The organism is Pseudogracilibacillus auburnensis (genome assembly GCF_003201975.1).
GTDB lineage: Bacteria > Bacillota > Bacilli > Bacillales > Amphibacillaceae > Pseudogracilibacillus > Pseudogracilibacillus auburnensis.
The window spans coordinates 37048-58086 of sequence record NZ_QJJQ01000013.1; the positions used below are offsets into that span (position 1 = coordinate 37048).

Annotated in this window: 19 protein-coding genes and 1 pseudogene; 5 read left to right on the forward strand and 15 right to left on the reverse strand. The window is 35.4% G+C overall.

Annotated features, from left to right (window positions below):
• Positions 1-376: 376 nt before the first annotated feature.
• The 3 genes and pseudogenes from DFR56_RS16100 to DFR56_RS16110 form a co-directional block, all read right to left on the reverse strand.
• Positions 377-1366, reverse strand: a complete 990-nt coding sequence (locus DFR56_RS16100; RefSeq protein ID WP_110396478.1) for a hypothetical protein — start codon at positions 1364-1366, stop codon at positions 377-379.
• A gap of 109 nt (positions 1367-1475) precedes the next feature.
• Positions 1476-2096: a LysE family transporter gene (locus DFR56_RS16105; protein WP_110396479.1), complete on the reverse strand. Its 621-nt coding sequence runs from the start codon at positions 2094-2096 to the stop codon at positions 1476-1478.
• Positions 2074-2877: pseudogene (locus DFR56_RS16110) on the reverse strand (AraC family transcriptional regulator); the annotation flags it as partial. The gene DFR56_RS16105 and the pseudogene DFR56_RS16110, both read right to left, overlap by 23 nt.
• A gap of 204 nt (positions 2878-3081) precedes the next feature.
• On the opposite strand from DFR56_RS16110, the gene DFR56_RS22610 reads away from it, so the two are divergent.
• On the forward strand, positions 3082-3687 hold the full coding sequence (locus tag DFR56_RS22610) for a hypothetical protein (protein ID WP_146214309.1): 606 nt from the start codon (positions 3082-3084) through the stop codon (positions 3685-3687).
• Here DFR56_RS22610 and DFR56_RS16115 read toward each other — a convergent pair.
• From DFR56_RS16115 to DFR56_RS16150, 8 genes are all read right to left on the reverse strand, one after another.
• Positions 3602-6211 carry an FtsX-like permease family protein gene (locus DFR56_RS16115; protein WP_110396481.1) on the reverse strand — a complete coding sequence of 870 codons (2610 nt, stop codon included), beginning with the start codon at positions 6209-6211 and terminating at the stop codon, positions 3602-3604. The two genes, DFR56_RS22610 and DFR56_RS16115, sit on opposite strands and share 86 nt — an antisense overlap.
• Positions 6208-6891 (reverse strand): ABC transporter ATP-binding protein, encoded by a 684-nt coding sequence (locus DFR56_RS16120; protein WP_110396482.1) that lies wholly within the window; start codon positions 6889-6891, stop codon positions 6208-6210. Before DFR56_RS16120 ends, DFR56_RS16115 begins: the two co-directional genes overlap by 4 nt.
• Positions 6892-6982: 91 nt before the next feature.
• Positions 6983-7981, reverse strand: a complete 999-nt coding sequence (locus DFR56_RS16125; RefSeq protein WP_110396483.1) for a sensor histidine kinase — start codon at positions 7979-7981, stop codon at positions 6983-6985.
• 1 nt (position 7982) lies between these two features.
• Entirely contained in the window at positions 7983-8663 is a 681-nt protein-coding gene (locus DFR56_RS16130; protein ID WP_110396484.1) for a response regulator transcription factor, read from the reverse strand.
• Between the two features lie 249 nt (positions 8664-8912).
• Entirely contained in the window at positions 8913-9914 is a 1002-nt protein-coding gene (locus DFR56_RS16135; RefSeq protein WP_110396485.1) for an acyltransferase family protein, read from the reverse strand.
• Positions 9901-10986, reverse strand: coding sequence for an alanine/ornithine racemase family PLP-dependent enzyme (locus DFR56_RS16140; RefSeq protein WP_110396486.1), 1086 nt, complete (start codon positions 10984-10986; stop codon positions 9901-9903). The genes DFR56_RS16135 and DFR56_RS16140 overlap by 14 nt, the downstream gene beginning before the upstream one ends.
• Positions 10983-12359 carry a UDP-N-acetylmuramoyl-tripeptide--D-alanyl-D-alanine ligase gene (locus tag DFR56_RS16145; protein ID WP_110396487.1) on the reverse strand — a complete coding sequence of 459 codons (1377 nt, stop codon included), beginning with the start codon at positions 12357-12359 and terminating at the stop codon, positions 10983-10985. Before DFR56_RS16145 ends, DFR56_RS16140 begins: the two co-directional genes overlap by 4 nt.
• Positions 12356-13435: a D-alanine--D-alanine ligase family protein gene (locus DFR56_RS16150; RefSeq protein ID WP_110396488.1), complete on the reverse strand. Its 1080-nt coding sequence runs from the start codon at positions 13433-13435 to the stop codon at positions 12356-12358. The genes DFR56_RS16145 and DFR56_RS16150 overlap by 4 nt, the downstream gene beginning before the upstream one ends.
• 420 nt (positions 13436-13855) lie before the next feature.
• Here DFR56_RS16150 and DFR56_RS16160 point away from each other — a divergent pair, with 420 nt between their 5' ends.
• The 4 genes from DFR56_RS16160 (at position 13856) to DFR56_RS16175 (ending at position 17307) form a co-directional block, all read left to right on the forward strand.
• Positions 13856-14539 carry a response regulator transcription factor gene (locus DFR56_RS16160; RefSeq protein WP_110396490.1) on the forward strand — a complete coding sequence of 228 codons (684 nt, stop codon included), beginning with the start codon at positions 13856-13858 and terminating at the stop codon, positions 14537-14539.
• Positions 14540-14618: 79 nt separating this feature from the next.
• Complete coding sequence (locus tag DFR56_RS16165) at positions 14619-15536, forward strand: ABC transporter ATP-binding protein (RefSeq protein WP_110396491.1); 918 nt, start codon at positions 14619-14621, stop codon at positions 15534-15536.
• Position 15537: 1 nt separating this feature from the next.
• Entirely contained in the window at positions 15538-16368 is an 831-nt protein-coding gene (locus DFR56_RS16170; protein WP_110396492.1) for an ABC transporter permease, read from the forward strand.
• Positions 16369-16398: 30 nt separating this feature from the next.
• Complete coding sequence (locus tag DFR56_RS16175; RefSeq protein WP_158525679.1) at positions 16399-17307, forward strand: sensor histidine kinase; 909 nt, start codon at positions 16399-16401, stop codon at positions 17305-17307.
• 424 nt (positions 17308-17731) lie between these two features.
• Here the strand turns inward: DFR56_RS16175 and DFR56_RS16180 are convergent, their stop codons facing one another.
• The 4 genes from DFR56_RS16180 to DFR56_RS16195 all read right to left on the reverse strand — a co-directional run bounded on the left by DFR56_RS16180 (position 17732) and on the right by DFR56_RS16195 (position 20966).
• Positions 17732-18115 carry a DUF3887 domain-containing protein gene (locus tag DFR56_RS16180; protein ID WP_110396494.1) on the reverse strand — a complete coding sequence of 128 codons (384 nt, stop codon included), beginning with the start codon at positions 18113-18115 and terminating at the stop codon, positions 17732-17734.
• Complete coding sequence (locus tag DFR56_RS16185; RefSeq protein ID WP_211320646.1) at positions 18116-18796, reverse strand: YhfC family glutamic-type intramembrane protease; 681 nt, start codon at positions 18794-18796, stop codon at positions 18116-18118. It lies immediately after the preceding gene.
• A 113-nt stretch (positions 18797-18909) separates the two neighbouring features.
• On the reverse strand, positions 18910-20232 hold the full coding sequence (locus DFR56_RS16190; protein ID WP_110396496.1) for a GHKL domain-containing protein: 1323 nt from the start codon (positions 20230-20232) through the stop codon (positions 18910-18912).
• On the reverse strand, positions 20232-20966 hold the full coding sequence (locus tag DFR56_RS16195) for a LytR/AlgR family response regulator transcription factor (RefSeq protein ID WP_110396587.1): 735 nt from the start codon (positions 20964-20966) through the stop codon (positions 20232-20234). Before DFR56_RS16195 ends, DFR56_RS16190 begins: the two co-directional genes overlap by 1 nt.
• Positions 20967-21039 lie beyond the last annotated feature (73 nt).

Genomic DNA, 21039 nt, shown 5'->3' on the forward strand with positions numbered 1-21039 from the left:
TGTATTAGTAGCCTTTGAGGTTTGTAAATTTAATAGATACGCAAATTTTATTAATTAGTGAGCAAAACGTTAGTCCCACTCCTAATAAATTGGGGCTTTTACTTTTTCAATAATATCTTCACGTACTTAATTTTAGTTTCATCTACCACTAAAATCATAGCCCTTAGTATAAGTAAAGAAAGAATTAAAAAGAAAGAACCGAGTAACAGAATAATATTTCCAGTTTTTAATGTATATTAATGTTATACAAATGTTCGAAATATTCAATAGGAAATAAGGCTTATCTTAGTGAAGAAATTTTGAGGTGAATAAAACTAAATGAAACGACTCTTTCAAAAAAACACACCTAGCTTGAATACCTAGATGTGCGATTGTATTAGTAAAATAGATTTAACATGTTTTCATTCCACTTAATCAGTGCAGTTAAAAAGTCAGATTGATCCGTTTCAGCATTGTTGGAAACATATCCATCTACCCATTCCAAATTTTTCACCATTTCTTTTCCACTATTTATTTGGTTGATCGCGTCTCGTTCATTTTTTACAAATTCACTTAGGATTCCATTCTGATACTTCTTTTTATGTTGTTGAATTTGCATTAGCAATTGTCTTGTTTCTTCTGGTGTACCTTTCCCATTAATCATTCGTTCCACGTAATCGTTATCAACATACCGTTTGGCAATAGTATATAAGCTAACTTCATCATGCTTAGAATTCGGACTGCTATAGGCTTTAAAAGGTTTCATATCACTATGATCAATGACAATATATCCTTTTTCTCTTAATAGATCGTTTTCCGCATACTCCAATAGCTCATCCATGAATGCTTTAGCTTCTTCTTCACTCTCAAAGTAATTATCAGCAATAAACTCTGCCTGCCTTAACGCCATTTCTCTATAAGCCGACCGTTCCTCTACGCTTTTTTCAGGCATTGAAATGGAACCACGTATCGCACTTGCCAACTCACTTGCATACAAAGAGGCGTTTTTTACTTTCCCCTCTAATGCTTTGGTGATCGTATGTTGCAATGTACCTTCTGGAAAAACGTAGTGTACACCTTCCACCACAAACTTGCTTTCTAACTGATTAAATGACTGTTCATTTTCCATTTGTTCTAAACGCCTTTTTTCAATGGCTTCAGCACTCATAAATTCTTGATAAAATGATTGGAAGGAGGCTAGTAATTCATCATTCTCATCCGCCAAAGCTGCTATTTTATATTGTCTCTTAGCATTCTCACTTATCGAAACATGAGCATTGGCTGGATGAACATTATTGAACTTATTTTTTGATGGTTTATCATCATTTCTTGTATAACTATAGATACTCCGCTGAGTATACAATTGATCATTTGAGATTTTGGGCATGTATGGTCACATCCTTGTTAAAAATCAGCTAAATTTCTTTCTATAAAAAGCTCTTATATTTAATATCGGGTGTGATCAACATTTTTAAAGTGTATCTATACCAATCTTCTTACAATGCTGTCTTTACGCCAAACCCCATCAGTAAAAAACCTGTTGCTTTTTGAAAATGAGATTGTTGTAACCACTTTTTTACATAATCTACTAAATAAACAACGAATAAAAACCAGCTAACAGCAATCCCTGTTAGAAGGAATCCAAGCGTCAATAATTGCTCATTTACATTGTCATTCAACTGAATAAACTGTGGCATAAATGTAATGTAGACAATCACCGTTTTTGGATTAAATGTGTTACTGATCATGCCTTGCAAACAGGCATGTTTATATATTTTCGCTGAATGCTCTGAAAAAATTTGCTCATTTCGAACGTGAAGCTGTTCAACGGAAAATGTCTTTTTCGTAAAAAGAGTTTGAAGACCTAAATATACTAGGTAAGCTGCACCTACATATTTAATGATGGAAAATAAGATGACTGATTTAGCTATGACAACAGATAGCCCGAGGACGGCAACAACCGTCCAAAACGTTAAACCTGTCGCCATTCCTAAGATGGTAAAGCGCCCAGCTTTTACACCGTGCGCTAATGTATTTTTCATAATAAGTACTGTATCTGCACCAGGTAGCATCGACATCATTAATGCCATTACGCTAAAAGCTAGTAAATTTTCCATTGACATCGCTCATTTCTTCATTTTGATCCTTTGTTCCATTAACTATTCTCATATACTGTTTCGGCGTTAAACCTATAAGACTCTTAAAAAATTTTGTAAAGTGACTTTGATCGGTAAAACCAGTTGCCAATGCAACATCAATTGGCTTGTCACCTTGCTCTAAAAATTCTTTCGCTTGATGAATACGGATCGTCATTAAATAACTGTTTGGCGAAATACCCATTCCTTTCGTAAACGTCCTTAAAAAATGATATTTGCTCCAGCCACTTATGTCACTGACGATGTCCAACGATAACTTTTTTGAATAATTTTCCCTTAAAAAGATACAGCTCGCTTCTATTTGATCTGATGTTGAGGGAGGGAGAGGTGGAATAGACAGGTCTGAATAGGTAAGAATCAGCTCCTCCAAAAAGTAATAAAATAATTCTTCCTTCTCTAAAGGGTCTTCTCGGTTGGATATTTTCTCGTGCAATACCTTTAACGATGCGACAAGCTCACTCTGAAAAAAGACATTTTGTGTAAACGTCGGAAGATCTGCACGCCCATTTATCTCCAAAATGACTTTTTCCATTATTTCATTTTTTATATTTAAGCATCGGTAATCAAGGGTTTTTCCATCAATTTGTGCACAACTATGTATTTCGAATGGATTGAATAGTAACAAATCACCAGGATTAATAATAGTTTCTTCCCCTTGACAAATTAATAGCCGTTGTCCTTCTTCAATAAAACCAATAACATAGTAATCATGAAAATGGGCAGGAAATTTTTGCATTAACCCCTAATCCGCATCCATATACACGTTACGCACTTCATTTTATCACATTCAATCCCTTTCCAACTTTAGAATACAATGAACCTTTCATTTGTTCTTGTATAATATTGCTATTATTTTTGTAAACATGATTAAAAAAGACCGTACAGTGATGAAACACCGTACAGTCCATAATATACTAGTTCCTGAAAATGAGCACACACTGAATTTTTGCGTATTGTCACTCGTTTGTTTGTAATTCACGCTGTATTTGGGCGCATTGCCGCTGAATTATTCCCGATTCGCGCTGTATTCGGGTGCATTGCCGCTGAATTGTTCTCGATTCGCGCTGTATTCGGATGCGCCTCCGCTGAATTGTTCTCGATTCACGCTGTATTTGAGCGCATTACCGCTGAATTGTTCCCGATCCGCGCTGTATTCGGGTGCGCTTCCGCTGAATTGTTCTCGATCCACGCTGAATTTGGGTGCATTGCCGCTGAATTATTCCCGATCCGCGCTGTATTCGGGTGCATTGCCGCTGAATTGTTCTCGATTCACGCTGTATTCGGGTGCGCTTCCGCTGAATTGTTCTCGATTCACGCTGTATTCGGGTGCGCTTCCGCTGAATTGTTCTCGATCCACGCTGTATTTGGGCGCATTACCGCTGAATTATTCCCGATCCGCGCTGTATTCGTGCACACCGCCGCTGAATTTTGTCAGCGAAGCACTCTTGGCATCCTCTATCAGGTTATTAAATACTCTCCTGTTTTAATGAATCAATTATATTTTCTTTTTTCACTTTACTACTTGCATAAAGCATTGCAGAACCGACAATGAGGAAGATTGCGAACGTTACGAATAATAAACTGCCCCAAGGTAGTGTAAATGTCGAATGAAAACTTGATCCTAATGTTCGATGCATTAAATACATCAGTCCAATACTAATTGGTAATCCGTATAGTAAAGCTTTCATTCCATAAAAAACACTTTCATAATTAATCATTCTATTAAAGCCTTTTGGCGTCATTCCCATTGACTTCAGCATAGCAAATTCACGCTTTCGTAAGGCAATACTTGTTGAAATCGTATTAAAAATATTTGCAACAGATATCAATGTAATTAACGTAATAAATCCGTAAGTAAAAACAGAAAGCAATAAAATTAGTTGTTCGTCTTGCTGTTTTACTTCATGAAAATTTGTTGCGGCAATCGCTACTTCGCGAATGTCATCGATTTCTTTCCCTGTTTTTATAGGGTCGCTACTTTTTAAATAAAGGTTGCTTTCATAAAAGTCAAAAAATTGATCGTTATCACCACTGGCAATATTACTTGTTACTTCTTTTAACGTCTGTTCAGATACGATTACTTTTAATCCATTATCTAGTACTACACCAACAGGAAGTGCTTCCGTATCAGTCATAATATTAATAGAATCAATATAAAATTCTTCCTCATCATTATCACCAAAAAGCTTTATTGATTCTCCTGCTGGTTTCTTCAAAGGCTGCAGTTCATAATATTTATTATCTATACCAAATGAAGTTTTATTAATAGCGATCCCATTTAATATATCTTGCGATTGTAACTCTTGAAAATCAACACCAACTTCATCTGCAAATTCTTTTAACTTTTCATCATTTAGTGTGATAATTTCAACATACAATTGATGTTCATCTTGCTCATTTGTGTATGTTATTTCTTGCATTTCGCTAGGTATTTCCGATTTTCCTAACCACGTATACACGTTAAATATGTTACTTTTACTATAATCCGTAACAGTATCGAGTGCTATCGTTTTTTCAACTAAACGATTCCATTGCTCATCTGTTTGTCCGCCCTGATGAATAACAATATCAAAATTTAAGTGATCGGTAGTCATATTATTCACCTGTTTTAAACTATCTGTAAAATAAGTAACGGATAAAAATAAAATAATACTGATCACAAGTGAAAGGATGGTTGCAACATACCGTCGTTTATTCCGTTTTAAATTTTTCAAACCTATTTCCGCTTCCATCCCAAATAATTTTCGTACCAACCGGTTCGTCTTCACTTTTTTTCCCGTTAATTTAATATCCTCTGCCTGCCGGATAGCGTCAATGGCAGTAATTTTTGATGCACGCCTTGCTGGAATATATGTGGACATAAATATTGTTAAAATAGATACAAGACAAGCAACGATAACAGATAATGGCGTTACTATCAAAGGTAATGACCCAGTTATTCCAAGCATTGCTTTTTCTAATATTTCATTGATAAACATCAGTGTAATACCAATCCCAGTAATTCCTGAGACCACTCCAATAGGAATACTAATAATCCCAATAATAAAACCTTCAAAGTATACCGAATTTCGTTTTTGTTTTTTTGTCGCTCCGACACTTGAAAGCATTCCGAGATGTCTAGAACGTTCAGATACCGAAATGGCAAATGCATTATAAATAAGTGAGACAGATCCTATGATAATAATTGCCATTATTATTGCACTAAAGGTAAACAATGTTTTACGCAAATCATCTGAAAAAACACCATAGTAACGTAATAATGTCTGATTAAAGTCTTCGGATGAAAAAGCTGTCAACTTTAATTTATTTGCAAGTTCTGCTGCGTAGTTTTTCTGCGCTTTATTCACTTTTTTCCAGGATACTGAAGCGTTGACTGTATGGCCAGCTTCTAATACACTTTCATCTAAATATGTTAACACTGTAAATCCAGGTGACCACACCGGCTCCCAATTAGGACGTTCCATTATTCCAACAATCGTAAATGCTTGATTGGAATGTACTTCTAACTCCTCGACAAGTTCATTTGTATCATATGAATAAGCTAAAGAAACACTTTGATCTAATGGCTCTGTGCCATAATCATCGTCTAGTGGAATGCGATCGCCGATTCCCAATTTTAACTTGTCATCTATCTTCAGCTGCACATTTGCATCCTTCATGATTGTTTCCGAAATAACTATTTCATCTTCCGACTTCGGAAACCGTCCATCGATTAATTCAATAGGAAAGTTGGAAAAACCTTTTTCATTATAAGCTTTTATAAATACATACGGTTTTTGCTCATTTTCACTTCCTTCTAGCATCGAAAAACCTAAATCTTGTGATAATAAAACATCTTTTGTCGTTTTATCTTGTTCAATTGCTTCGATTTGATCTTTATTTACATCACGATATAATACATGCCATTCCCCTTGTTCAGCAATTGTTTGCCGCTTCATTCCTTCAATAAAAGAGGCCGCTAATGTTGAAACGGCGGTTAACATAGCTACTGAAATAATGACCCCAATGATCGTAACAAATGTCCTCCGCTTATTCTCCTTCATATGGCGTAATGTAAGTTTTCTTACGATATTCATGGACGAATCACCTCGTCCTTTTTGAGTTTTCCGTCCTGAATCGTAATAATCCGATCCGCCTGTAAGGCAATATTTTCATCATGTGTAATGACGATCAATGTTTGGTTATACGTTTTATTAAACATTTTTAACAGTTCGATTATCTCATTGCCGTTTTTACTATCTAGATTTCCAGTCGGTTCATCAGCAAGCATAATGGCAGGGTTATTCATTAATGCTCTGCCAATGGACACTCGTTGTTGTTGCCCTCCAGATAATTGGTTAGGCAAATGATGTAAGCGTGATTCTAAATTTAACGAAAGAATAATATCATTTAAGTGTTTTTTGTCTACTTTATGTCCATCAAGTAATAATGGTAGCGTCATATTCTCTTCTACTGTTAAAACAGGAATTAAATTATAAAACTGATAAATTAATCCGAGTTGCCTTCTTCTAAAAATTGCTAATTGTGTTTCGTTTAAATTATAAATATCAGTCCCATCGACGAACACTTTTCCGGATGTCGGTTTGTCCACACCTCCAATCAAATGAAGTAAAGTAGATTTTCCTGAGCCTGATGCACCGACAATCGCAATAAATTCACCTTTATTCACTGTAAAAGAAACATGATCAAGCGCTTTAACGGCTGTTTCACCTTTTCCATATACTTTAGACAGATTTTCTATCTTTAAAATTTCCATGTCCATCCTCCTAATATCACTGTTATATACAGTTTATCTGTCTAAAATGACGCTGACGTGACTCTAATATGACTATATTGTCACTTAGATTTTATCCACGCTTGTAAAACTTCACTGTAAACGTTGTGCCAGTTTCTCCATCACTTTCCACTTTAATATCACCATCTTGTTCTGCAACGATGCTATAGGCAAGTGCAAGTCCTATTCCAACACTATCTTCGTCCGTACTTTTTCCTTTGTAAAAACGTTTAAAAATATAAGGTAAATCTTCTTTTGGAATTCCTCTTCCATTATCAGAGATAACCATTTCAGTATAAAGTGCATTTTCCGAAAAAGACACATTGATTTTGCCACCTTCAGCTGTATGCTCCACACTATTTTTCAACAAATTGATCATCGCTTCAACCGTCCAATTAAAATCACCAATATAATGGACATCTTTATTCCCATGAACCGATAATGTTTGGTCTTTAATTTCAAGCGGAATTAAAAGAGTTTCTACTGCTGTTTCGATTAATTCATGCACTAAAATAATTTCTCTTTTAAAATGAACTGTTCCAGCATCAATTTTGGATAGTTTCAGTAAGGATGAAACGAGCCATTTAATTCGCTCAAGCTGCATACGAATCGTATAAGTAAATTCAAGCCGTTTTTCATCTGGAAGCTCGTCGTTACTTAATAAATCAACCATCATTTTCATGGAAGTGAGCGGGGTTTTTAATTGATGGGAAATATCAGAAATGGCATTGGTTAAATGCTCTTTATCTTTTTGTAAATAAGCACCTTGTTCTGATAGCATATTCGTCACTTTATAGATCTCGTTTTTTAGTATACTTAGCTCGCCCTCATCATTATCTCGGACATCTAATTGGAAGTTACCTTTACTAATTTTCCGTAAATAGACGGATAGCTTTTCAATTTCTCGGTAACGCCAATACGAAAAAAGAATCGCTGTACTCATAAATAATACACAGGTAAAGAAAACAAAAATTGAGACTTCTTGTGATATAAAATAGCTTCCGATTGTCGCAATAATCGTAATGACACCCATACTAAGCAATAATAGTCTAATTTCTTTATTACGAAACATGCTATTCACCAACCTTATATCCTAAACCGCGGACCGTCTTAATCATCGTAGGTTGTTGTGGGTCATCCTCTAGCTTTTCACGGATCCTTTTAATATAAACAGTTAACGTATTGTCATTAACAAAGTCACCCGCGATATCCCAGATTTGACCTAACAGTTGATTTCTTGATAATACTTGACCGCGATGATTTACTAATGTTAGAAACAATTGATATTCCAGTGCCGTTAGCATTATTTCTTCTCCATTTTTGTATACTTTCCCTTGGAGCGTATGAATGTGCACATCCCCAATTTGGATAAGATTTTGTTGCTGCTGTTTATGATACCTGCGTAAAACCGAATTAATCCGAGATACAAGCTCTCGGATTCGAAACGGTTTCGTAATATAGTCATCTGCCCCCATATCAAGCCCCATCACGACATTTACTTCATCATCAAGCGCTGTTAAAAAGATGACTGGGATATCACTTTGCTGCTTAATAAGTTTACATAAATCATAGCCACTTCCATCTGGCAATGATAAATCAAGCAAACATAAATCAATTTCATGAATCCTATCCATGATTAGTTGTTTCGCTGATGTAGCATCATAACAAAGATATGTTTCATATTGTTCTGCTTGAAGTGAGTATTCTAATCCAGAAGCAATCGATTTATCATCTTCAACGATTAAGATTTTCATAGAAATAATCTCCCTTTAAAGTAAAGTCACACTGTTTAGCAATATCACAATATATCTAATTGAATCATTTTCATCCTTCAATAAACGCATTTAAAACACGAGCAATAAAGGAACTTTATATATTAATGTTCGTATTTTTTCTGAAATGAGCATTTATGAAATGGACTTAATTGGTCATAGATATACGTCCCTACTTCTTTCCTGCTTCTATTGTAGTACTTGGAACTAGTTCTAGACAATGAATCTTGCTTAATACAGACTTTTTAGTCCTTGCCAACGGTTGCTAAAATAAATAATTCCCGCTGAAAGCAAACAAGTACCAAATAAGACGATCATAAAATAAAGAACTGAATTTAGATGAAAAACACGATAAAAAACGATTAAAAACAAGCCATGTGATACATAAACAAGTAAGCTAAATGGGCGCAAATAGGCAAAATACTTCTGATCACGCAATTCCCATTGTTGTAACAATTTAAATAAAAAATAAATTGTCGGAACAAGCATGAACCACATCCCACTCCCTTTCGTAAACACTAAATGATGCACTCGATATGCCTCCATCGTAAGTAAAGCGAGGGAAAGGAAAAATAACCCGATATTTTGTCGTTGTGACAATGTGAATGGGTGCTTAGAGATGAAAATTCCTAGGCTAACGAAGAAAGCCCCAAAAAACAATCCATTTCTCGTCGTTAAAAAGATACGATGATAGAGGGATAACCATTCATTCGTTTGCCAGAGATCATAATACGATTGAAAAAGTGTTCCAATAATGAACAAAATAAGCGTGATAAATAGAACCGTTTGCGGCTTGAATAATTTAAATAAGATATAGGAAAAGGCAAGTGCAAACATAAGACCAGTGAGATACCAAAGTGTGTAATAACTTCCTTCAAAAATCGACTTTTGTAAAAACGATAGCCAATAATGCCATGGATCACCGCTTCTAACCCATAATAAAATTTGGAGTGGCAAATATATGAGTAGCCAAACCATATAAATCGTTAGCAATTTTTTTAAGACTGGGAATAAAACATAAAGATCACTCCCTAGCGCTGTATCCACACTCAACTTTTTTCCAAAAAAGAATCCTGAGACAACAAAGAAAAAAGGTACTGCTAGACGAGCAATAACGGAAACTAAAAAATAGTTCCCATTAGCGGAATATGTCATGAGTGGATCGGTATGGACACAGACTACTAGAAATGCTGCAATAACCCGGGCAACATCGATCCCATTATAATACTTCATGAAAGACTACCTGATCAATATAATTAGAAGCCATTCCAGAAAGAACACTAGCATATGTGTTTAGATGAAATGTAATCATATCCCCGACTGCAAAATGCTCACCACTGTCAGTAACATCAACGATAAGATGATCACTGCTCGCCCCTTCGACCGTAATCGTCTTATCTATTGCGACAAGCCCACTAATGTCGATATCTTGTCTACCAATTGCTAAAATTGCCCTTTTTCTAATCCCTTTATCTATAGGTGAAATAGGCTTTCCAAATGCATTCATATAGGCTATTTCCCCTTGTGGTAGAGATGGCTTTTCCTGTAATTCAATAATCTCCGCTTGTAAACGAATAGCATGTGCTTCCCATCCGTCAATCCTCTTTCCATAAGCAAGTTCCGTTCCTAGAAAGATAGCTTGATTGATTCGTACATTGTTTAGACCTCGAGGAATAGCTCTTTCGTATAGTAAATGTAAGCAACTCGAGTTCCCCCCTGATACGATCGGTAGCTCTATAGAAAAATCGGTACGAAGCTTCTCTGCCATTTTCGTAATAATTCCGTAATTTTCCTCTGTCGGAATCACACCTCCGAAACAGGTTAAGTTTGTTCCTATTCCAGCTAAATAAACCCCATTTAATTGTAAAATTTGCTTTACTACTGCATATATTTTCTCTGTTTCTTCAAACCAAAGACCTTCCCTTAGATCCCCAACATCCATCATTAAAATAACTTTATGCGTCTTTCCTTGGGATATGGCCGCTGCCGAAAGTGCCTTAATGACGGTGATTTCAGAATTCAAGCTATAATCAGCATATTGAACTACTTCCTGAACTTCACTTAGTTTAGGAGAACGCAGAAGCATTTTTTCTACTGGTAACGAATGAATGTTGATTAAGTTTTCAATCCGGGAATCGGCCAAATAATCGACACCAGCTTCAATTAGGGTTTGAGCAACATCCATATTGCCACAAACCCCTTTCGTTATACCCGTTACCGTAATATTTTGCTCTTTCGCTTTTCGCACTAGTTCACGCGTATTATTCCTTATTTTATTCAAATCCATTTGTAATGTCGGCTTCATTTCATTAACCTCTTCTCAATCGCTTCTACTACTTTATCAAACTGAAGGGAGCGTGATGCTTTCAGTAAAATGGTACACGGCTCTTTTGCCAATACAATGATCGTTTCAATTAATTTTTCTTCCTCTAGAAAAAAGTCCGCTTGAGGTGATGTATCTCTTTCTTGGATCGAAGTAATTGTATGAAAGGTTAAATCTCCAGATCCTAAAACCATATCAATATTTGCTTCTGCTATATAAGTGCCGATCTGTTTATGAAGGGCAACAGCTTGTTCCCCCAGATCAACCATATCACCCATCACAAATATTTTTCTTTTTCTATTTGGCAATGATTCTAACGTCTGAATAGCCGCTTTTACACTTTCGGGATTTGATTTATACGTATCATTAATTATTGTCACGGAACCGAACCTTTTCACTTCATTTCGCTGTGTAGTTAATTGAACTTGTCGAAAGCCCGTTTGAATATCTGCTTCGGATAGATGTAAAAGGTGAGCAACTTGCATCACAGCTAAACAATTAATTGCTTGATGACGTCCGATTAACGATAATGCAAACATACTATTACTATTTGATGCCGTAAACTGGAGGGAACTTTCCCCCTGATGGAAAGATGTTAGATACAATTGATTCGAGCTTTTCTCTCCAAAAGTAAGTTGCTTACATGAATGACGTTTTGTCTCCTTCAGAAGTAAATCATCATCCCCATTCACAACTAACACACCATCCTTTTTTAAGCCAGTGACAATTTCACACTTGGCCTGTGCAATATTTTCAAGTGTCCCCATTGTCTCCAAATGGGCGCTTCCAATATTCATAATCATCGCTATATCTGGCTTTACCATGTCACTTAAAAAAGCAATTTCTAAGAGATGATCCATCCCCATCTCAATAACAGCCATTTCTACATCCTCATCCAGTGACAATAAGGTAAGCGGAACACCAATATGATTATTATAATTTCCGATCGTCTTCTTTGTTTTAAACCGCGTACTTAACACTTGGTGCAAAATATCCTTTGTCGAAGTTTTCCCATTACTACCAGTAATTCCGATAAACGTTGCTTGTTTCAATTGATTTCGGTAGCTAGCAGCTAGTTGCTGTAAGGCGATTAATGTATCTTCCACAAATATGGTGGGGATGTCTTGTGGGGGATTCGGTTGATCTTTTTTCCAAAGGGTTGCAACTGCCCCATTTTGAATCGCTCCATTTATGTAATCATGTCCGTTACTATTAGGCCCAATGATTGGTATATACAGATTCCCTTGTACAACCGTCCTTGAATCAATTGACACACCGTGAATTTGCACATTTTCCCCGATCCACTTCGCGCCTGCGATCATCGATTCAATTTTTCGAAGCTGTCGAGTAATCACACGCTTACCCTCCTATATTGTAATGTATTACGATTTTCATATGCTTGGAAACCGAGCTTAATCAGTCGATCAAGTAGTTCAGAGTAGCTCAGCCCTTCTGTTTTCTCAATTAATACTGGAAACATACTATACGTTGTAAAACCTGGCAATGTATTCACTTCATTCAGATATATCTTTTGCTCGTCCGTTATAAAAAAGTCAATCCGCATGAGACCAGTCCCACCTAATGCTGTATAAGCTTGTTTTGCATAATCGCAAATCTGTTCATATGTTTCCGTATGGATTAGCGCTGGAATTTGTGGAGTTAAATTTTCATCTAAATATTTATCTTCATAATCGAAAAATTGCTGTTCCCGTTTCCATTCTCCTGCAAGTGAACAAGTCAGCTGATGGTTATTTCCAGTGACTCCGATAATTACTTCCTTCCCGACAATTTCTTTTTCAATTAAAATCTTATCATCATACAAAAAAGCTTCCCCAATTGCTCGTTCGAGTTCTAGCTTATTCTGGCAATAACTAATTCCGACACTCGATCCCATATTCGCTGGCTTCACATAGCACGGAAAATGAATCTTTGATTTTATGAGATTCAAATAATACTCTTCGCGATGCAAAAATAGCTCCTTTGTAAAGTAAATATAAGGTGTTTGCGGAATATCATTTGTGGCAAATAGTTGCTTTGACATGACTTTATCCATGCCAACCGCGGCTGCATTAACCCCATTTCCAACGTATGGTAGATCAAGCATCTCCAACATCCCTTGTAGTTTTCCGTCTTCCCCAAAAGTTCCGTGTAAGACAGGAAAAATGATGCTATTTGAATCAAAACTGTTTTGAAAAAATTGATGGATAGAAGCACGTACTTCCAATTCCGTTTCTTTCATGATTTGTTCTCTTTCTAGCCGTTTGCTTCCTACTTGAAAAGGTTTATTCCATTTGCCATCCTCTGTAATATAAACAGCGAACACATCATATAGTTGCTTGTTTAGTTCATTTAATACATTTAATGCCGAGTCAATGGACACTTGATGTTCTGCGGATTTCCCACCATATAACACATAAACTTGCTTTTTCATTTTCATTCCTCCTCGTTATATTTTTATACTTTGCTAATTTATTCCTCATTGTAAGATAGAAAAGTTTAGACAGCAGAAAGAAATGGTAAATATTTTTTAAAGATTATTTGCTTCCAGTGTTTTTTATTGATTATGTTTATTACGTTCTAGCTTATCTAAATAAAGTGACTTTCGCGTGACTTATAAGTGACGGAATTGTCATTTAATACCGTTTTAGGAACAAAAGAATAGTGGAAGAAAGAGAATGCGGTTATAAACAGCGTGACTGGAGAAGAGACTTAGCTATTTTCGCACATACATTTTATCCACAAGTTATATTTAAAAGCATGGACTCAACTCATACCTTAATATTTTTCAAAGTTTTACTTGAAGAATATGATAAGATGGAAATAAATCATTCGTTTAATAAGGTGATATGAAATGGATAAAGAGGTACATATTTTAGTTATGGAAGATGATGAAGATATTAATAACTTGCTTTGTCAAATTGTTCAAGATAGTGGTTACAACCCACAACCTGCATTTTCTGGAACGGAAGGACTTCTTTATTTTGAACAAAAAGAGTGGGATATGGTGCTACTTGACCTAATGATTCCAGGTATGACTGGGGAGGTAGTCCTTCAAAAAGTGAGGGAAAAATCAGATGTCGCCATCATTATTATTTCTGCTAAAGAAGAACAATTAACAAAAGTAGACTTGCTTCGTAATGGAGCCGATGATTATATAACAAAGCCATTTGATAATGGCGAAGTGGCTGCACGTATCGATGTTCTCCTCAGAAGATATAAACGAACCCCACCTACTTCCACGCTTACATTTAAAGATATAGTCATGGATACAAATGCGAAAAGTCTAACTGTAAACAATACGGAAGTTATCCTTACTGCACGTGAATACAAAATGATGAAACTATTTTTATCAACCCCTAAAAAAATGTTTACGAAAGAAAATATTTTTGAAAGTGTGTGGGGGGAGGAATACTACGGTGATGAAAACACAGTAAATGTTCATATGAGCCATTTAAGAAGTAAACTTTCAGAAGCAAATCCACATGAAGAATACATCGAAACAATTTGGGGGATGGGATACCGACTTAAAACTTAAGAATTACTTAAGAATTTATTTATCTTTCATTATGATTTGTACGCCATACTTAACATAGAACAAAAAAGGAGGTATGGCAGTGAGTGAATATGTCTTACAAACAGTCAACCTGACAAAAAAATATAAAGGCATTGATGTCGTAAAAAAGGTGAATATGCAAGTTAAAAAAGGGGAAATCTATGGATTTATTGGTCTAAATGGGGCAGGTAAATCAACGTTGATTCGTCTTGTCGCAGGATTAACTTACCCTACAGAAGGCCATCTTGAATTATTTGGAGAGAACCAATCAAAAGAACTAATACACGTACGCCAACAACTAGGAACTTTAATTGAAAATCCCGCATTATTCCCCAACATGACAGCTGAACAAAATTTAGAAGTGATCCGACTACAAAGAGGGATCCCAGGTAAGGAATGTATAAAAAAGGTCTTGTCACGGGTTGGGTTAGAAAATACAGGGAAGAAGAAGGCTAAATCATTTTCATTAGGAATGAAACAAAGACTAGGGATTGCCATTGCAATGTTACATGAGCCAGAACTTCTTATACTAGATGAACCGATCAATGGATTGGATCCGATGGGTGTCGTAGAAATTCGTGAACTTTTAAAACAACTAAATGAAGACCATGGTGTTACTATTATTATATCAAGTCATATTTTAAGTGAAGTTCATCAGCTCGCAACAAATTACGGATTCATTCATAAAGGTGAATTAATTGAGCAAATAACGGCAAATCAGTTAAATGAAGCATGTAAAGCACATCTATTGTTAAAAGTGAATGATGCAAATCAGGCAATTATTACATTGGAGCAAAAGCTTAACACGGAAAATTATGAAGTGATGCCTGATGGTGCGATTAAATTATTTAGTCATCTTGAAAACAGTACGCTCGTCACTCGTGTTCTTACAGAGAGTGGACTTGATATTGAACAAATTTCTCCACAAGGCGATACTTTGGAAGGCTATTTTACTAGCTTAGTAAAGGAGGTATCCTAAAATGAGTAACCTCCTCCGCGTAGAATTTTATAAACTAATCCGTACTAAAGTGTTATGGATTTTACTGATTATTAGTGCGCTGTTTAGTTTCATGCTTGTATCCCTTTTTTATATGGAAGGGCAAGGAACACTTGAAAAAATTGAAGAATTCAGTGACAATATTACAGTTGAAAAAATGGAAACAGATCCAAATGAAGAAGATATTCCTCATAGTGGTGTCAATATTTTTATGGTCTCTGCTCTTTCTGGTGATGTCTTTATAAATATATTATTCATTTGTATTATCGGTGCTTTCTTTATTACCAATGAGTATTCATCAGGAACGATAAAGAATCTTGTTTCCGCTGGTTATTCAAGGAATCAAATTTATATATCTAAATTAATCGTTTATTCTATGATTTCCATCGTCCTCACTTTATCTTTTGCGATTTTCATGGGGTTATTTGGAACCATGTATTTTGGCTTTGGAGAATTCCCCCCGATAGAAGATGTAATGAGGCTAGTAAAAGTACTATTGCTCCTTTGTTTGTATGTCACTTCATTTGTCTCTATCGCCATGTTATTTGTCATCATCGCTAGGGGAACAGGAATGGCGCTGTTACTATCATTTGGATTTTATCTGATCATCGGCTCTGGTTTAAAGTTTTTAAGTTTTCAATTTACACTTTTTGAGAAAATAAGTAAGTACTCCGTATATTCGCTTTATCCGTTAATCGGCGAGAGCGATTTAGGTAGTAAAGATTTATTTCAATTTATCAATGTGCCTTTTATAACAATCCTCATTTTTATTTTTATTGGGATAAGTTATTTTAAAAAGCAAGATATTACGTAATACATGAATTTATTGGAAAGGATGAAGAAAATGGTCTATTTACTGTTAACGATTTTATGTACAATTTTGATCATTTTCTTTTTCCATCTCTTACAAACTAGAAGACAAATAAAACAGTTATCCTTCCAGCTTCAACGTTACAACCGCGAAGAAACGTCAATGAAAGTGAACTTGTCTACCGCTAACAAATCCCTTGAAGATTTGGCTATTATCATTAATGAGACGATTGATAAGAAGACAGAATCTGAAGTAATTTCAAATCAGATGCAAAAGGAATTAAAGCGAGCTGTTGCGAGCATGTCACATGATTTACGCACGCCACTTACTTCCATTATTGGTTATCTTCAATTAATAAACGATAAAAATATTTCTGAGGAACAGCGGGAGGAATATCTTCATATTGTGCTAAAACGTACCTCCCGTTTACATACGCTTATCGACAACTTTTTCTCTTTATCTACTGTCGATTCAGAAGAATATTTATTACAACCTAAAAAAACGTTGCTGAATACATTGCTTCAAGAAATACTTTTATCGTATTATGATGAGTTTACAACAGCAGGGAAAGAACCGACTATTCATATAGTAGAGGAAAATCTGTTCGTTTTAATTGATGAAACCGCCTTTAAACGAATTGTTGAAAATGTACTATTAAATGCCATTCAACATTCGAACGGAAATATAACAATCGAATTAAAGAAAGAAGACCATTGCGTTTTGTTTGAAGTAACAAATACGATAAAGCCGGATGATACTCCAGACATTAAGCATATTTTTGATCGCTTTTATACTACAGATCGAGCGCGTAATCATGGAAATGGTTTAGGTCTTTCCATTGTCCAACGTTTAATGAATAAAACGAATGGCCAGGTGAAAGCAGAAATAAACAAAGATGAATTTAACATTGTTTGTACATGGCATTTGTATCAACAAGTATGAATGTGGGAGAATGATTAGTAAATTTCCCATACTATTCTTGTGTTCGGTATACCATAATTACCGCTTTGACAAATGGCCTGATTTTTAAGAGAGGCTTTTTTTATAAAGGCTATTCACTTTAACACCGAATAATAGACACAACAGCATGGTAACAGGAATGAAAACTAAGAATCGCCATATCACCTTGGAGATGTATCATACCATTGAAAAGAATACATCGGAATTCAGCGCTAAGCAGAACTATTCAGCGGCAAGGCTTGCGGATTCAGCGCGGTTCGGAATCATTCAGCGGATAGACTCCCAGATTCAGCGCGAACCGGAATAATTCAGCGGATGCACCGGAATTGAATAAATCAAGGGAACAAAAAATATTGGGATGTTGAGTAAAGTTGTTGTCAGTAATTGCTTTACCTATTTCTTTGATCTATTTAACAAACAAACCAACAACTTCATCCGCTTCATTAAAGCTAATTGTAAAGGTACGATTTTCGTTCGTATAATTTGCAACAATGATTGTGATATACATATTATCTTGTTTTTCAACAGATGATTTTTTGATTTCTTCATAATCTCCAGACTGCTCTATAACCGGTTCTATTTCTTTTAATCGATCCGCTGTTAACTCTGCTTTCATTTGGCTATCTAACGTTTCTGTTACAGCTTCGAAGTTCCCATCATTTAATAGCAGGATGATTTCCTCCGCTTTTCCAATATATTTGTCTGATGTGGCATCATCTACTTTTTCACCGCCACAAGCAACTAGCATGCTTAAACAAATACCTAGCAAAACAAACATGATCTTCTTCATTTATAAAACTCCCTTTCTTTTTAATTGAATACTATAAACAATGACACTGATACTCATGACAACTAAAAGACCTTCCAGTATCCAAGTTGCCGGCTGTCCCGAAATGATCATCGGTACTAGACCGACGAAAGAGTCTATAACACCATGCAATACTACTGCGATTACGAAATAGCGTATACGCTTTGTCACCACACTTTGTAACACAATGATCGATAAGCCGATATGCAATAATATTGCAAAAAATCGTTCTGTTGCTCCAAGAGCATATGCCTCACCATCAACAAAAATAGTTTGTGTGAATAATTGTATCACTGCATGTAATCCTAAAAATAAAACAGCCTCTATCCCACCATGTCCCACACCAAATAACAATCCTGCTTTCCAGTCGTGTCGCTTCATAACAAATCGCATCGCAATGAAACGGGCAACCTCTTCAAATATTCCTGCTGAAAAGCCTAGTAAGATGACATAAATAACAGGCTTTGTCACGCTAAACATATTGTAACTGATGCTGTTTGTATCTAGATAATTTAACAGTGGGATACGTAAAACGACTTGTGAAATGACAAATGCCAATACACCTAATACATAAGGAAATACTCGTCTCGTATACAGCGCATAAATAAATACAGAGAGTGGGAGTACAACACTAATAAAAATGGCAAAGTAAATACCTAGCATAGAACTCACCTCTTCCATTAGTGTAAAACACATGATGGGAATAGTAATCACTTTGTTCATACTTGGTTCCATTTTCTTCATAAACGGGCAAAAAAGCAGTAACATGATTGTCACTACTTTTTTAAAGTGATTATTTGTGTGAAATATAGGGAGGTAAATTCTGTTTCAAGTTGCGCATTTGGGATTTTTGTAATCATTTGCTTCAGCGAAAACAACCCATAGCCTCGTTTTTTCCCTTTGCTAGAATGCTTTTTTTCATAAATTTCTTGTACATCAAGCTGCTGATTACTACAACTATTTCGGACAATAAATCGTTGAATATCTTCTCCTTCGAAAAAAGCGATTTGCACATTACGCTCCTGACTTATGATCGCTTCTTCGATTGCATTATCTAATAAAATGGAAATCGCACGAATAAAAGGAACTAATGGCATCGCAATCTGATCGATTTTTTCTGGGATATCAAGTAGTACTGACAAATCATGCTGCTGTGCTCCAATTACTTTTACACTCAACATGCTTTTTACTTCGGGGATTGCAATCTGTGACAACTTCACTAGTTCTATCTCTCGATGATTAATTAATTCGGAAGTAGGTGCAATGATATCACGGTAAATAGTTTCAATTTGTTCTAAATCTTTTGTTCGTATCCCATCATGAAGCGATAACAATACATTCATATAATCATGACGAAAACTCGCTAACTCCTCGTGCATGACTTCCAATTTTTCCACATAATCTAGTAATTCTTTATCTAATTTTTGCTGTTGGTCATCCAATATTTTTTCTTTTGCTAAATGTGAACTAATCGAAAACAGGATGATCAACACCAAAAACAGCATAACTGAAATAATATAAGTCGTTTCACCGTAATTTAGATGTAACGTACGAAGGAAGCTCGAAGTTGGTATCGTTAAAATAAACAGTATCAATGTACTTAGCATAAGTAAAATATAACTCAAATAGAACAAGAATGGACTTTGTACAATAAAACAAGCCAATTTCCTAGTTTGTTTCTGAAATAAAATAAGCAAAAGAAAAATAATACTCACACTAATTAATTGTAGTACACTTGCTGTCCATAAATATAAGTTAAGAGGAGATAACATGAATAGTTGAAATAATCCTTGTACAAAAACCATTTTTAAAAGGGTAATACTTACGATGCTAACTAAAGCAAAATAAAGATTTTGTGAAAATGTTAGTCCATGTTTTTGTCGTAATAAACCGAGAGCTAAAAGAAAAATGAGGGATACGATCAAATTAAATTCAGGATAACCTGTCACAGTTACAATGATCCCTAGTAACACTGTAAATAAAAGACTTAAAACAATAAGAAATTTCCATGTAAAACGCTCATATTGAATAAGCTGTAAATAAAACACGATATGACTTAAACCAACGATTACAATCGTAAAGACATCATAAATATACATTATCTTTCACCTTTTAAAAGTTGTTTCACTTTACGTACTAAACGACGTGAAACAGGAATTCGCTTCCCACTTTTTAAGACTAGCATTCTCTGTGATGCTTCATATGCAACCATTTTATCACGATTCACTAAATAAGATTGATGACAACGGAATAGCCGTTCATCCAATGCTTCAACTTCTTTTAATGTACCATAAAAATTAATCAGTCGATCTTCAGTTATTAACGCTAGGCGGTGGGCTTCTGCCGTCATAAAATAGTCAATCGTATTGAATGGCACTCTTACCGTAGCACGCATATTCTCTAGTACGAAATCATCGGAATTTGCCGCTTCATCATGCTGAGATTGATAATGTAATAGACAATCCTTAAACAATTGATAACGAGTTTCGTAATCTAACCCTTTATCAATAAATGTTAAGGCAGACACCATGTATTGATAAGAAATGGGGGCAAATTCAGAGTGGGTTGTCACAAAAACAATAATACCTTGATTGTCATATTTTCTTATTTGCTGTGCCACTTCTAGCCCTTTTCTTTCTTCATTTTTTATTTCTATGTCCAAAAAGTAAATCGGTATCCTCGTTGTAAATGGAATTTGTTCGATTATACGCTCACTTTTACTCGTTGCCTCAATGAAATCATAAGCAATTTGATTTGATGCACAAATTTCCTCCATCATTTGCTTTAAGTTTTGTGCTTGCATCATATTATCTTCTAATATAAAAATGCTCATTCGCTCACTCATTTCTCTTGTCATCCATTGTAAGCATAGCATGTTTGATGTTTATTCATCAAAAAAACAAGCA